This is a genomic window from Streptomyces sp. CB09001 (assembly GCF_003369795.1).
Taxonomy (GTDB): Bacteria; Actinomycetota; Actinomycetes; order Streptomycetales; family Streptomycetaceae; genus Streptomyces.
On the sequence record NZ_CP026730.1, the window covers coordinates 4,258,717 to 4,272,135 of the forward strand.

General features: G+C 70.3%; 13 protein-coding genes and 1 pseudogene. 7 read left to right on the forward strand and 7 right to left on the reverse strand.

The features are described 5' to 3' along the window. Positions 1-7 precede the first annotated feature (7 nt). The 5 genes from C4J65_RS19855 to whiJ all read right to left on the reverse strand — a co-directional run bounded on the left by C4J65_RS19855 (position 8) and on the right by whiJ (position 4,109). The gene (locus C4J65_RS19855) at positions 8-631 is read right to left on the reverse strand and encodes a hypothetical protein (protein WP_115743612.1); all 624 of its coding nucleotides are present in this window, start codon (positions 629-631) and stop codon (positions 8-10) included. Continuing rightward, a complete protein-coding gene (locus tag C4J65_RS19860) occupies positions 631-1,314 on the reverse strand; it encodes a hypothetical protein (protein ID WP_115743613.1) in 684 nt (227 codons plus the stop codon). Before C4J65_RS19860 ends, C4J65_RS19855 begins: the two co-directional genes overlap by 1 nt. Positions 1,315-1,390: 76 nt before the next feature. Continuing rightward, positions 1,391-2,977, reverse strand: a complete 1,587-nt coding sequence (locus C4J65_RS19865; RefSeq protein WP_115743614.1) for a WXG100 family type VII secretion target — start codon at positions 2,975-2,977, stop codon at positions 1,391-1,393. Positions 2,978-3,055: 78 nt separating this feature from the next. After that, entirely contained in the window at positions 3,056-3,247 is a 192-nt protein-coding gene (locus C4J65_RS19870) for a DUF397 domain-containing protein (protein ID WP_115743615.1), read from the reverse strand. 10 nt (positions 3,248-3,257) lie between these two features. After that, positions 3,258-4,109, reverse strand: a complete 852-nt coding sequence (whiJ, locus tag C4J65_RS19875) for a transcriptional regulator WhiJ (RefSeq protein ID WP_115743616.1) — start codon at positions 4,107-4,109, stop codon at positions 3,258-3,260. Positions 4,110-4,322: 213 nt separating this feature from the next. Here whiJ and C4J65_RS19880 point away from each other — a divergent pair, with 213 nt between their 5' ends. Continuing rightward, the gene (locus tag C4J65_RS19880) at positions 4,323-4,748 is read left to right on the forward strand and encodes an ATP-binding protein (protein ID WP_115743617.1); all 426 of its coding nucleotides are present in this window, start codon (positions 4,323-4,325) and stop codon (positions 4,746-4,748) included. A 35-nt stretch (positions 4,749-4,783) separates the two neighbouring features. Beyond that, on the forward strand, positions 4,784-5,029 hold the full coding sequence (locus C4J65_RS19885) for a hypothetical protein (RefSeq protein WP_240330473.1): 246 nt from the start codon (positions 4,784-4,786) through the stop codon (positions 5,027-5,029). On the opposite strand, the gene C4J65_RS19890 is transcribed toward C4J65_RS19885, so the two are convergent. After that, positions 5,019-6,128, reverse strand: a complete 1,110-nt coding sequence (locus C4J65_RS19890; protein ID WP_240330474.1) for a hypothetical protein — start codon at positions 6,126-6,128, stop codon at positions 5,019-5,021. The genes C4J65_RS19885 and C4J65_RS19890 overlap by 11 nt on opposite strands. Further along, positions 6,125-6,790 carry a hypothetical protein gene (locus C4J65_RS19895; protein WP_115743618.1) on the reverse strand — a complete coding sequence of 222 codons (666 nt, stop codon included), beginning with the start codon at positions 6,788-6,790 and terminating at the stop codon, positions 6,125-6,127. The genes C4J65_RS19890 and C4J65_RS19895 overlap by 4 nt, the downstream gene beginning before the upstream one ends. Before the next feature lie 283 nt (positions 6,791-7,073). Here C4J65_RS19895 and C4J65_RS19900 point away from each other — a divergent pair, with 283 nt between their 5' ends. The 5 genes and pseudogenes from C4J65_RS19900 to C4J65_RS19920 all read left to right on the forward strand — a co-directional run. Further along, on the forward strand, positions 7,074-10,094 hold the full coding sequence (locus C4J65_RS19900; protein WP_115743619.1) for a bacterial transcriptional activator domain-containing protein: 3,021 nt from the start codon (positions 7,074-7,076) through the stop codon (positions 10,092-10,094). Beyond that, positions 10,091-10,936, forward strand: coding sequence for an A24 family peptidase (locus tag C4J65_RS19905; RefSeq protein ID WP_115743620.1), 846 nt, complete (start codon positions 10,091-10,093; stop codon positions 10,934-10,936). Before C4J65_RS19900 ends, C4J65_RS19905 begins: the two co-directional genes overlap by 4 nt. A gap of 78 nt (positions 10,937-11,014) precedes the next feature. Beyond that, complete coding sequence (mqnC, locus tag C4J65_RS19910; protein WP_115743621.1) at positions 11,015-12,214, forward strand: cyclic dehypoxanthinyl futalosine synthase; 1,200 nt, start codon at positions 11,015-11,017, stop codon at positions 12,212-12,214. 7 nt (positions 12,215-12,221) lie between these two features. Further along, the gene (locus C4J65_RS19915; protein ID WP_115743622.1) at positions 12,222-12,821 is read left to right on the forward strand and encodes a hypothetical protein; all 600 of its coding nucleotides are present in this window, start codon (positions 12,222-12,224) and stop codon (positions 12,819-12,821) included. Between the two features lie 71 nt (positions 12,822-12,892). Further along, positions 12,893-13,376: pseudogene (locus C4J65_RS19920) on the forward strand (acyltransferase); the annotation flags it as partial. Positions 13,377-13,419: the final 43 nt, after the last annotated feature.

Consider the following 13,419-nt stretch of genomic DNA (forward strand, 5'->3'; position numbering starts at 1 on the left):
CTGCAGGTCAGGCGAAACGGAAGGTGCTGGTCACAGCGTCGAAGATGTCGTGGAACGCCTCGGCGAGGTCCAGCACCGGGCTGGCTCCGGAGACGAGGACGACCCGGTCGGTGGTTCCCGGGACGGGGATGTACGTCTGTGTCAGCGCCATACGCAGGGTACGACTGTCGCCCGGCGCCACGGGCACGTCCTCGACGCCGTACGTCCTCGCGGCCGGGCCCACTTCGGGGACGTCGACGGTCGTCACCTTGCGCCAGGCGGCGCCTTCACGCCGCGCGGTGATCGTACGCAGGCTGTCGGCGATGGCCCGGGGGTCGGTGGACAGAGCGACCCCCTGCTTGTTCTTGGCGCCGAGCACGGACACGGTGACGGTCGCGGTGAGCGGGACACCGTCGAAGTTCTCCGCCATGCAGCCCAGGTAGAGGGCACCGGAGTCGTGGGCGTCCTTGGCCATCTTCCGGAGCATGGCGGTCAGGTCGGCGCGATACGGCGCCAGCTCGGGCGTCTCGGCGAGGCGTTCATCCACCAAGGCGCGGATCGTAGCCTCCCGGCCTTCGGGACGGATGTCGAACTCCCACCACGATTCCGGGACCGAAAGGGATACACCAATGGGCGTGGAAGGTGTGGACATCAGGCCTCGTCGTCGTAACTTACCGGGGTGTAATTCTGAACGTACTCAGTGAGGAATGCCACCGCCTCACGAGGTAGGCGCAGCGGTGCGCGAGCCACGTACTCGAGCAGCAGTTTCGGCGGGTAGTAGTCGACCGCTTCGTATTCCACGACGTCCGGCTCGTAGCGGTCCGTCACGCCCAGGACGGACAGCAGGGACGCAAGGCTCAACTCCCTGACGTCGTCACCGAGGTCGACCGGGAGACGGTACGGGACGACGTCCGAGGAAGACCGGAGAGCGGCGCCGCGGGCGAGTTCAGTGATGTCCTCCAGGCGCAGCCGGAACCACGGTCCGTTGCGCTTCACCACCATCCACCGGTCGGCAACGCCGCTCTGGAACACGCAGCATTCGGCACCGGAAAAGATCTCCGTCATGCCCAGGCCCATCCTGGTAAGGGAAGGAGGAGAACCATCAAGGCTTTCGACCTCTTCATGACCGGCGCGCAGCATGTGGGTGAACTCGTCGAAGAAGAGCCCGCTTCGATCCGACTCCGACAGACAGGAGAAATGGAGGTTGCCGTCGAGGAAGGACGGTTTCGGGGCCCACGGATCCCGCAGCAGACGGTACCCGGCGACACCGTCGCACTGTCCCGCGATGAGTGGAGCCGGAGCACCACAGATCTGGCACTCATTCACGTCTGGCATCTTGATCGCCTGTCGGTCCGGGTCGGGGTCACTTGAATCGCAGCGGAAGGCGGGCAGTGCGTCGATCCTTCTATCATCATAGGCCGGTCACTGGGACGATTCCGCCGCGCTCGCCGATGGGGCCGCCCGGAGGGTAAGTGCCCGGAGGCAATTCCAGAACGCCGGTGTTGTCGAAGAACCGGACCTGCCCGTCGCGGCTGATGACCGCTTCCATATGAGGGGACCTCTTGTTGTCCAGGTCGCGGCTCATGCTGTTCTTCATGCCACGAGCGGCTTCCATCTCGTCGGGCGGCCCGGGCAGGCGGTCTTCGGGATGCGTGTGCACGGTGAACTTGTAGCCCTCGTCGCGCAGTTCCTTCGGGACGATCGTCGTAACCTCGTCCCCCTGGAAGAGGCGCATCTGTCCCGAGGGGTTCTGTACGACCGCGTGCTCCACTCCGTGGAACTGCTGAAGTTCGGACATGTGAGATATGTTGACTTCGTTGGGTGAAATGCGAACGGGCCCTTTGGTCAGGTCCCTTGCCAATTGCCGCGCCTTGGGGGTGAGGGCCCGGTAGGGGATCGTGCCGCCGAAGAGACGGGTAGATCCTTTGAACGGGCGGTAGATGCCGCGTAGGCCCTCTCCGGACCTCAGCTGCTGGATCTTCTTGAGCAGCCCTCCACCGATTCCCTTCATGAAACCGGTGCCCAAGGCCCGCAGGCCGCCCGCCTTCCACAGCTTGCCGAGCTTCGCGAGGCTGGTGAAGCCCTTGGTGGCCGGTATGCAGTCCAGGGCGGCCCATAGGAGATCACCCCAGCCGGCCTCGCCTTTGATGACTTTTCTTATCGTGTCCGCCATCACGACGAGTGCCGCCGCGAACACCAGCCAGCCCAGCGGGCCGCCCACGATCATCACGATGATGCCGACGATCGTCACGACCCACTTGCATATGGTGACGATCTCGTCCCAGTGGTCGGAGACCCAGTCGCCGATCTCCTCCCACCAGTGCCGGTTGGGGATACCGGCGTCGGAGGCCTCCCGGAGCTTGGTCACCGTCCGGCGGGCGGCCTCCTCGCGCAGCCCCTTCGCCTGACCGGCGAGCTTCTTGGCCGCGTCGAGGGCGCTCTGGGCACTCCCCACGTTCCGCTCGGCCGCCGCCTGCCGGGCCTTGGCGTGCTGGGCGTCACGCGTGGCGCGGCGGACGTCGGCCTCGTCGGGCTTGGGGACGTCCTTGCCGCCGCTCTTGGCCGGGTCGTACGAGTCGCTCTTCTCGGTCGCCCTGCGCACCCAGTCATCAGCACCGGTCAGTGCGGTCTGGGCGGTGGTGAGTTCCTCGCGGGCCTTGCGGCCGTCACGCAGCGCCTTGTCGGCCTTCTCCTGGGCGTCCTGGAGATCGGGCCAGAAGGTGGCCAGCGCGTCGCCCGCCAGGCCGTACGACTTCTTCAGCTTGCGCAGCTTCTTCGGGGCGTCCTCGAACTCCTCGGCGAACACCTCCGCCGTCTTGCCCGCCCAGGAGAGGATCTCCTCCTCCTTGGCGATGCCCTTGAGGTCGCGCAGTACGTCGGACACGTCGTCGGCGAAGTCGTGCAGGGTGCCGGCGAGTTTGCGAATGCGGTCGGGGTCGCCCGGCGTCGGGTCATTGTCCAGGTCGAGTACGTACCAGTCCGCCGGCCTGTGCGACACCGTGTTCTCCCCCGTGCACGTGCGATGCCCTCGCTTGGAACGCGCGTCTGAACTTAGCGCACACGAGCGTATCGCCGGTCAGACAGTGGTCCTCTTGAGGCTCTGTATGAGGGCGGCGAAGGATCCGATCTGGACGGTGACTGTGCCCTGTGAGGGCGCCTTCGAGTCGCGTACGGCTATGCGGGTGTGCAGGGCTGCTATCTCCACGCAGGTGTTGCCGTCGCCGCCCTCGGAGTAGGAGGACTTCCGCCAGCGGGGGCGTACGGTCACGTCCCGTACCTCACAATTCCTTCGCCAGGTGGTGGATGAAATCACGCGTCCGATGGGGATCGAGTGACGCCTGCTCCACCTTACGGAACAGCGTTCGAAAGCGCTCCAGTTGCGACTGGGCGTCCAGGAACGCCGTGCCGTTGGGGGAGTCGCGAAGCACGGTGTCCAGCTGAGGGAGTGGCCCGCCCAGATGCATCATGGCAGCGCTGGCGCCGGCGAAGTGATCGGTGTCGAACGGGATGACCCGCACCGTGACGTGTTCCCTCTCCGACTCGTCCAGGAGCCTGCGCAACTGCGCTCGCCACACTCCGCGGTCGCCCACGCGGATGCGTAGCGCGGCTTCGTGGACCACGGTCTCGTAGGCCGCTCGAGCATCGCGCTCGATCACCGCACGGCGTCTCAAGCGATGCTCCACGCGTGGAATCAGCTCGCTGTCCGGCAACTCCGGCACCATGTAACCGAAGACCGCGCGTGCGTAGTCGGGCGTCTGGAGCAGCCCCGGGACATGAGTGATCACGACCTCGTGAAGGAACGTCGCGTGGTGCTCCAACTCGGCGACGTCCAGGAACACCGGAGGCAGAATTCCTCGGAACTCCTCCCACCATCCCTGAGTGCGATCGGTCGCCATCGTCACCAAGGCGTCGACCAGAGCTTCGTCGGCGCAGGCGTAGTGAGCGGCCAGCCGTCGCACACGCGCCTCGCTCGCCCCGGCGAAGCCTGCTTCAACCTGACTCATCTGAGCCGAAGTCGAGCTGATTAACCCCGCCGCCTCCCGTGCCTTCAGCCCGGCGGCCTCCCGCAACCTGCGCAGTTCCGTACCCAGACGTGCCTGCCGCGCCGTTGGCCGACTCCTTGGCGCCACGTGTTTCCTCCGGGCCTCAACTCGTCTGTCCCTGTACCGCTTACGGGGCCAGATTAGAGCAATGGCTTGCGTGGGCAAAAATTTTTGCTCTACCGTCGGTGATGCGACGCACACGGAGTGCTGTCGATGGGCTGGAAGAGCACCGTGTCGTCCTGATCACGACGGTTGCGGCGATGCCACCTGCCTCCCCCTTCCGACGAACGGAGTTCCCTCATGCCTGAAACCGAGCCCTTCGACCCGGCTGCTCCCTGGGAGTACACCCTCTACATCCCGAACGACTTGCGCGCCGTCACCGTCTGCCGCCGCACTCTTCGTCTCATCCTCACCATGCACGGCCTCATCCGCCTCGTGGACACCGCCGAGTTGCTCGCGACGGAGCTGGTCTCCAACGCCGTACGGCACACCAAGGGGCCCGCCGCGCTGCGGGTGCGGTGGGCGGCGGGTGTGCTGCGGGTCGGGGCGTGGGACGCCGACCCGGGGCCGCCGGAGCCGCCCGGGAACCTGGACGCGCTCACGGAGGCGGAGGAGGGCCGCGGCCTCGCGCTCGTGCGGGCGTGCGCGGACCTGTGGGGGTGGCAACCGCTGGCCAGGGACGGGAACCGGGGCAAGTACGTGTGGTGTGACCTTGTCGCGGCGTAGCGGGACGATCGGGCCGTACCGGAGAGGTGGGACGCGTGCCTAGGAAGATCCGTTACTTCTTCGACAACCCAGTGGCTGTGCAGGTCCGCGAGGAAGGCCGGGTGGAGGGCTGGATCCAGGAGCGAGCCAGGATGACGCTCCGCATTCTCGAATGGCGGGACATCCCGGTGTGCTTCGCTCTGCGGGAGCGCGTGCTCGACTGCTGGGACCTCGACCAGCTCGAAGTCTGGGCGCGGCGTGCGCTGACCGCGGAGCGGGCCGAGGATCTGTTCAGCGGTTGATGGACTGGATCTCCTGGACTTCCATGTCCTGGGTCGTCTCGAAGGTGCCGTCCGGCAGGTCGCCCTGGGCGCCGCCGTTGCCTTCCCAGGAGATCTCCCAGGTGATCGAGGCCTTCAGCTGGTACGGCTCGCCGTTCGACGCGCGTAGGTAGCGGATGCCGCAGGGAGGCGTCTCGTCGGCCTTGCCCTTCGTGTACGGCGTACCGATGGAGCCGTCGGCGTTGATCTCGCAGTCGCCGGAGGCGGGAAAGGTCTCGGCGTCGGCCGTGCCGGGTTCCAGATGGAGGGCGATCGGCTTCGCGGTCGTCTCCGCCCACAGACCGGTGCCCGGCAGCTCGGCCCGGACCTTGACCTCCTTGAAGGTGCCCTTGTCCAGCCAGACCCAGGTGGGGAGATTGACGGTGGACTTCGTCCGGGGCTTCAGCTCGACCTCGGTCTTGGGTACGTCGATCTGGTCGTACGCGTAGGCCGCGAGCGTCTCGGGGGTGGGGGCGTGCTCGTCGTCCGGGATCGTGCCGGCGTCCTGCCAGAACATGACGCGGCCGCAGTCCCAGGCCTTGGTGTCGTGCTCGTGCCCCTTGCGGACCACGCTGCGCCAGAACATCCCGTCCTTGCCCACGTTGTAGTCCTTGTAGCCCTTGGCCATGGTGTTCTGCGACGAGTTGACGTCGAAGTTGTCCTGCTCCTCGCCCTCCTCGTAGTGATCCACGAAGATGCCCGAGGTCCAGAACTCGTGGGCGTTCACGGCGCCCAGGCCGCCGTTCTTCTTCAGATCCGCAACCGCGGACTTGAGCTGTTCGGGAGTGAACACGGGCTCGTACCAGCAGACGGGCGGCTCCCAGTTGGGGTCGACGGAGGTGAGGTCCTCCATGGAGCCGCTGCCGGTCCGGCCGTCGGGATAGGTGAGCCGAATCCTGGACTGGGAGACCGACGACAGCAGGGTGCGGCCGTTCGCGTCGCCCTTGGGGCTCTCGTCGGCTGGAGGCGTCGTGGTGTTGCCGGGGGTGCCGTTGGCATGGGCCGCCGGGGCCAGGCCTCCGACCATGACGATCGACAGAGCTGCGGACGACCAGTAGAGGCGGCGACGACGCACGGTCATCCCTTGCACTCCTTCACCCGTCCCTGCACCTCGATCTGCCGCGCCTGCCACACCGCCGCCGACGCCTCGGAAGGGCTCATCAGCAGGCTGAACTTCTGGTAGCTGTCCAGGTTCTCCTCGGTGTAGTTGACCTTCCCGGTCTCGACCTTCTTGCTGTAGAACTTCGCCTGGTTGCGGCAGAAGCTGACGAGCACCGACTTGCCCTCACCCACGGGGTCGATACTGGCGTTGAAGTACCGGTCGTCTCCGGTGACCGTCCAGCCGTCCTTGACCCACGCCTCGATCTGGGACTTCGCGTATTTCTCGGCGCCGCCGGTCGAATAGAACTGATACGCGGGGTCGTTCGGATCCTGCTGCGCGATGCCGTGGTCCAGGGCGCGGATGTAGTTCGCGGCGTCCTCCAGCGCTGCGGCCTGGTCCGCGTCCGACGGCCGCTGGAAGTCGAAGACCAGCTTCAAGTCCTCGGGCAGGCTCACGTCCGGCCGGTCCACGTCGGCCGCTCCCGACGCCGAGGTCGACGGAGACGAGGTGCTCGCCCCCGTCCCCGCCCCCTTGATGTCGTCCGGGGACGACTCGTCGCCGTCTCCGCCGCAGGCGGTCAGGAGCAGGGCCGCCGTCGCGGCGAAGGTGGCGGCGGTCATGGTGAGGGCGCTGCGGGCCACTGGTGTTCCCCCCGGGATGCGGCGTGTGCGAGAGGGAACGAAGCTACCAGGGGTGCGTGCACGGCCTCTGACCGGTTTTCGGGGATTGTGTGCGGTGTGTGAAGAGGGTCTCCGTAGAGGCGGGCAAAGGGCGTGAAACGGGCGGACGTTGTGATGTGGGCCTCCCTCGCCCCTTCGCCGCCGCCGGTGGGAGTCCATAAGATCTCGGTAGGCTCAGCACACCCCTCTTACTGGACGCCCCCGCGGCTTTCGCCGCCCACGACCACGACCCAGGACTCCGCCCATGCCGCGACGCCGCACCACCAGCTCGTCAAGCTCGACGGCTTCCTCGGCACCCTCGGCACCGAGAAACCGCACGCCGCAGCCCGTGCGGGTGCGGCGGCGGTCGTTCGGGGACTTCGTCAAGGCGTTCCTTGCCTTCGTCGTACTGGCGGGGCTGGTCGTCGGGGTGCCGTTCGCGCTGGCCGTGACCGCGGGGTGGCCGTTCCCGGGTGGGGCGCCGAGCCTCGACTGGCTGCAGCGCGAGATCACCGTCTCCACCTTCCTGCACATCCTCACCGTCATCGTCTGGCTCGCCTGGGCGCAGTTCACCGCCTGTGTGCTCGTCGAGGTCAAGGCCGCGCTGTCCGGTGTCGGGGTGCCGGGGCGGGTGCCGGGGTCCGGGCCCAGTCAACTGCTCGCCCGGCAGCTGGTCGCCGCCCTGCTCCTCGTCGGCGCCACCGCGGCGAGCCTCACGCCGGGGCTGTCGCAGCTGGGGCAGAGCCTGGAGGGGAACCAGAAGCCGGCCGTCGCCGCCGCCCAGCAGACGCCCGGGATCTTCGCCCAGCAGCAGGAACAGGCGGCCGCCACTGCCAACGCCCTCGCTGAGCAGGCGGGACAGGCGGGTCAGGACGCCGCCCGCGCCGACGGCGGCTCCTCCGCCGCGCACGGCGACACGAAGTACTACCGGATCCAGCCGCCCGAGGGGCGTCACCACGACTCCCTCTGGGAGGTGGCCGAACGGCACCTCGGTGACGGGCGGCGGTACAAGGAGATCTTCGAGCTCAACAAGGACCGGGTGCAGCCGGACGGGTCCCGGCTGTCCGAGGCCAGCCTCATCCGGCCCGGCTGGATCATGGAGATGCCCGGCGACGCCCGTGGCGGCGAGCTGGTCGAGATGCCCGACGAGGCGCCCAACGTCTCCGAGCAGGTGCAGCAGCAGATCAGCGACTACGCCCAGAGCGGGGACCACGCCCAGGGCAGCGGCGGTGGCAGCGGCTCCGGCGACGCCCAGGTCTCGCTGCCCGAGCAGCGGCCCGCGCCCACGCCCGCGAACCCCGTCACGCCCGTCACCCCCGCCCCCCACGCGGACCGGGAACACGCGGCCCCCGCCGCCGCACAGGACGGCCACTCCTTCGGGCTGCCCGAGGCCCTGCTCGCCGCGCCCCTGCTCGCCGCCGGTCTCCTCGGCGCCCTCGGGCGACGGCGCCGCCAGGCGATGTGGCAGTCGGCGCTCGGCACGGTCGGCGGACGGCGCGGCATGGAGCCGCCCACACCGACCGGCGACGCCCAGGACGTGCAGGACGCGCTGCTCGTCGGCGCCGATCCCGAGGGCGTACGCCTGCTCGACCGGTCGCTGCGCGGGCTGGCCGGCTCCCTCACCGCCGAGTCCCGCCCGCTGCCCGTCGTCTACGCGGCCTGGATGAGCGGCAACGGCGACCTGCACCTCCAGCTCGCCCAGCCGTCCGGGAAGCCGCCCTCGCCCTGGCGGCAGGGGCAGGACCAGACCTTCTGGATGCTGGCCCGCGCCGACGCCGAGGGGTACGAGGAGGCCGAGACGGCCGCGCCGTACCCCGGTCTCGTCAGTCTCGGCACCATGGACGACTCCCGGCTGCTGCTCAACCTGGAGGCCGTCCCCGGCATCGTCTCGCTCGGCGGCACCGAGGCCGACCGGGCCGCCGTGTTCGCGTCGGTCGCCGCCGAGTTGGCCACCAACGGCTGGTCGGACCGTATGACCATCACCCTGGTCGGGTTCGGGGACGATCTCACGCCCCTCGCGCCCAACCGGATCCGCCATCTCGACGGGTTCGAGGACCTCTTCGAGACCATGTCCGCCGAGACCCGGCAGCGGCGCGGCGCGCTCGGCACCGCCGGGCACGGCTCCGTGCTCACCGGCCGCACCGGGCCCGCCCAGCACACGCGCTGGGCCCCGCACCTCGTCCTGCTGGCCGCCCAACCCTCCGACGACGACGCGATGCGACTGGCCGAACTCGCCGCCGACGCCGGTCGGCTCGGCATCGGCTACCTCGTCGGCACCGAGGGCACCGACCTGCCCGGCGCCGCCTGGGAGATGGAGATCACCGGCGAGGGCCGCCTGCTCGCGCCGCTGCTCGGGCTCGAACTGGACGCCCAGATGCTGCCGGCCGCCCAGCGGCGTGCCGTCGTCGAGCTGTTCACCGACGCCGACCCCGGCTCCGGCCCCGGCTCCGACCCCGAGGGTGGGTCCGGCCGGCCGGCCAACGCCCCGCCGTTCCTCGTCGACATCAGCGAGCAGGGGCGGCCCGCGGTGTACGCCCGCCTCGTCGGGTCGTACGAGATCATCGGCCTGGACGCGCCCGACGGTGAGCGCAGCGCCCTTCTGCACGAGGCGCTGGCGCTGCTCCTGCTGCACCGCGAGGGCGTCCACCCGCGGGTGCTGTCCTCCGCGCTGTGGCCGCGCGGCGTGACGGCGGACGTGCGCGACGCGCTGCTGGAGCGGCTGCGGGCCTGGCTCGGCTCCGACCCCGAAGGCAACCCTCGGCTCGGCACCGACGCCACCGGCCGGCTCACCCTCGCCAAGTCCGTCGTCTCGGACCTCGACGTCCTGCGCTCCCTCTACTACGAGGCCACCCAGGGCCGGGGCGTCGGCAGCCGCCAGGTGCGCGGGCGGCTGCTCACCGACGCGCTGGTGCTGGTGCGCGGGCCGCTGCTGGCCGACCGGCCCGAGGGCCGCTACCGCTGGCTCACCCACGAGATCGTCGACGCCCAGCTCCCACTGCTGGTCGCCGACACCGGGCTGGCGCTCTCCGAGTTCCACCTGGAGAAGGACCGCGCGGAGAAGGCCATCGAGGCGCTGACCGCGGCGCTGCGCACCGCCCCCGCCGACGAACGCCTGTGGCACGAGCTGCTGCGCGCCACCCACACCACCGGGGACCCCGGCCGGCTGCGCGCCCTCGCCGCCGACCTCGTCGCCCGGAGCGGAGCCCGTGGCGTGCCGCCGCGCACCGAGGCGCTGCTCGACGAGCTGCTGCCGACCTGGCGCGAGGGCGTCTCCGCCGCCGGATGAGCACCGACACCGCTATCAACGCCGCCATCAACACCGCTATCGACACGGCCATCGACATCGATCTCGTGGTCGTTCTCGTCGCCGCGCTGTGGGGCGCGGCGACGGGCGCGTTGCTGCCCCGCGCGGCCTACCGGTTCTCCGCCCCCTCCGGGGAGGCGTGGCGAGAGCGGTGCCCGGGCGGGCATCCCGTCCGGGGCTGGTTCGGCCCGGCGCGGTGCGGGCAGTGTGCGACCGGCCAGGTCGGCCAGGTCGAGCAGGCCGGCCAGGTCGAGCAGGTCGAGCAGGCCCACCAGACCGCCTACGGGCCCCGCACCGCGTCCCTCGCCGTCGCCACCGCCCTCGTCTGCGTCCTCCTCGCAGCCGCCACCGGCACCCGGCCCGAGCTCGCCGTCTGGCTGCTGCTCGCCCCCGTCGGCGTACTGCTCGCCGTCGTCGACCTGAAGGTGCGGCGGCTGCCCGACCCGCTCACCCTGCCGCTGGCCGGCGCCGCCCTCGTCCTGCTCGGGCTCACCGCGCTCGTGCCCGAGCACGCGGGGGAGTGGACGACCGCCCTGCTGGGCGCCCTCGCCCTCGGCGCCGGTTACCTCGTGCTGTTCCTCATCAACCCGGCCGGCATGGGCTTCGGCGACGTCAAGCTCGCCCTCACGGCCGGTGCCGTCCTCGGCTGGTACGGCTGGCCCACACTGATGCTGGGCACCTTCGCCGGGTTCCTGCTCGGGGCGCTGTACGGGGGCGCCCTCCTCGTCGCCCGGCGCGCGAACCGCAAGACGGCCATCCCCTTCGGGCCGTTCCTCATCGCGGGCGCCTTCCTCGGCGTCCTGGCCGGGGCGTACGCGGCCTGAGCACGAGCGGGAGAAAGGCCTGGCGTAGGCTGGTGCGGTCCGTCCACAACCCTTACGAACCTTGCGAAAGGGACGCCGGTGACCGAGAAGGCCGACCTTCAGCCCATCCTCGACCGCGCCGCCGCCGGTGGTCGGATCACCCCCGAAGAGGCGCTCGACCTCTATCGCGACGCCCCGCTGCACGCGCTCGGCGCCGCCGCCGACGCCGTACGCAGGCGCCGGTACGCCGGCACCGAGCACATCGCGACGTACATCATCGAGCGCAACATCAACTACACGAACGTGTGCGTCACGGCGTGCAAGTTCTGCGCCTTCTACGCGGCCCCCAAGGACACCAAGAAGGGCTGGAGCCGCGACCTCGACGACATCCTGCGCCGCTGCGCGGAGACGGTCGAGCTGGGCGGCACGCAGATCATGTTCCAGGGCGGCCACCACCCGGACTACGGCGTCGAGTACTACGAGGAGCACTTCGCCGCCATCAAGAAGGAGTTCCCCCAGCTCGTCATCCACAGCCTGGGGGCGAGCGAGGTCGAGCACATGGCGCGGATCTCGAAGGTGTCCGTCGGGGAGGCGATCCAGCGGATCCACGCCGCCGGACTCGACTCCTTCGCCGGGGCCGGGGCGGAGCTGCTGCCCGAGCGGCCGCGCAAGGCGATCGCGCCGCTGAAGGAGTCCGGCGAGCGCTGGCTGGAGATCATGGAGATCGCGCACGGGCTGGGCGTCGAGTCGACGTCCACCATGCTGATGGGCACCGGCGAGACCAACGCCGAGCGCATCGAGCACCTGCGCATGATCCGGGACGTGCAGGACCGCACCGGCGGCTTCCGCGCCTTCATCCCGTACACCTACCAGCCCGAGAACAACCACCTGAAGGGCCGCACGCAGGCCACGCTCTTCGAGTACCTGCGGATGATCGCCATCGCCCGCGTCTTCCTCGACAACGTCGCCCACATCCAGGGCTCCTGGCTGACCACCGGCAAGGAGGTCGGCCAGCTCTCCCTGCACTACGGCGCGGACGACCTCGGCTCGATCATGCTGGAGGAGAACGTCGTCTCCTCCGCGGGCGCCAAGCACCGGTCCAACCGGCTGGAGATCATCGATCTCATCAGGAAGGCGGGGCGGGTCCCGGCGCAGCGGGCCACGACGTACGAGCACCTCGTCGTGCACGACGACCCGGCGAACGATCCCGTCGACGAGCGCGTCGTCTCCCACATCTCCTCCACGGCGATCGAGGGCGGCACGGCCCACCCCGAGCTGAAGCTGCTGGCCCCCAACTGAGGCCGCCGTGCTGACGATCCACGCCTGCGAAGCCTCGCCCGAGACGGCCGTCCTGGTCGACGGTGCGCAGCTCGCCGCCGTCGGCCCGTACGAGGAACTGGCCGCCGACCACCCGCGGGCGCGGGTGCGCCGGTGGCCCGGCATCCTCACACCCGGACTCCTCAACCCGTACGCGCCGGAACTGCTGGAGCAGGCGTACCACCCCGACCCGCGCGAAGCGGACCGGCTGGGCACCGAGCCGATCTTCGGGCAGCGCGCGCTCGCACTCCTCGGTGCGGACGCGTCCGCGCGGGGCGCCAGCGCGCGCCGAGGGGTCCAACGCATGCTGGCGCACGGAACGGTCGCCGTCGCCGGGGAGCTGCGAGGCCGCGCGGCCCTGGACGCGGTGCGCGGGGCGGGGCTCGCCGTGGCGGCGCGTCCGGCCACGTTGCCCGGGCCCGCCTCCTTCTCGCCGGCGCCGCTGGTGCTGCTTCCCGCACTCGCTCCCGGCAAGCCCGCCCGGTTCGCGGTGTTCGACGTACCCGACCGGGCCGCGCTCGTGCGGGAGGGCGCGTCCACGTGCGTGGCCACCGTCGTGGGCGGCCGTCTGGTGTACCGGGGGCGCTGAGCGCCCGGCCCGGCCCGCGGGGCTCGTCCGACAGCCCTACGCGCCGAACGCCGTCCCGAACGCCCCGTCCTCACCGCGACGGCGTGCCGGTCCGCCCGAGGCCGGTCACCGTCGTCGCCCTGTCGCTCACCACCCTCGCCTGCGGCGCCTGGTACGCCTTCGCGCCACCGGGGCGAGTACGGCACCTACGACCTCGACGACATCCCGCTCGCGCAGGCCTTCTGGCCGGCCGGGCTCGTGACGCTGCTGATGTACTCCAAGGCGCGGCTCAGGGTCGACTTCTCGGGACTGGTCCGGCTGCGGCGGCCGGACCGGCCGGTGGCGGTGTTCAACGCCCGCGCGGTGACGGTCTACCTCTGGCACGAGCCGGCCCTCGTCCTGGGCGTGCCCCTGATCGACCGGTTGTGGGACGTGCCCGCCTTCGAGGCGTACCTGCCGCTGGAGAGCCAGTGGTACCTGCTCGGAGTGGGCTGGGCCCTGATCGCGGTGTCCGTGCCGCTGTTCGGACGGGTGGAGGACATCGCCGCGCGGAAGAGGCCGCGCCTGCTGCCGTGAGCCGCGCCCGCTGCCGTGAGCCGGGGCTGCGGCTCGGGGTCGC

What these genes read in the sequence shown, in the direction of transcription:
- C4J65_RS19905 (WP_115743620.1), top strand. Translation starts at nt 10,091, where the DNA reads ATGAGCACCGACACCGCTATCAACGCCGCCATCAACACCGCTATCGAC.
- C4J65_RS19860 (WP_115743613.1), bottom strand. Translation starts at nt 1,314, where the DNA reads ATGCCAGACGTGAATGAGTGCCAGATCTGTGGTGCTCCGGCTCCACTC.
- C4J65_RS19900 (WP_115743619.1), top strand. Translation starts at nt 7,074, where the DNA reads ATGCCGCGACGCCGCACCACCAGCTCGTCAAGCTCGACGGCTTCCTCG.
- C4J65_RS19880 (WP_115743617.1), top strand. Translation starts at nt 4,323, where the DNA reads ATGCCTGAAACCGAGCCCTTCGACCCGGCTGCTCCCTGGGAGTACACC.
- C4J65_RS19890 (WP_240330474.1), bottom strand. Translation starts at nt 6,128, where the DNA reads ATGACCGTGCGTCGTCGCCGCCTCTACTGGTCGTCCGCAGCTCTGTCG.
- C4J65_RS19855 (WP_115743612.1), bottom strand. Translation starts at nt 631, where the DNA reads ATGTCCACACCTTCCACGCCCATTGGTGTATCCCTTTCGGTCCCGGAA.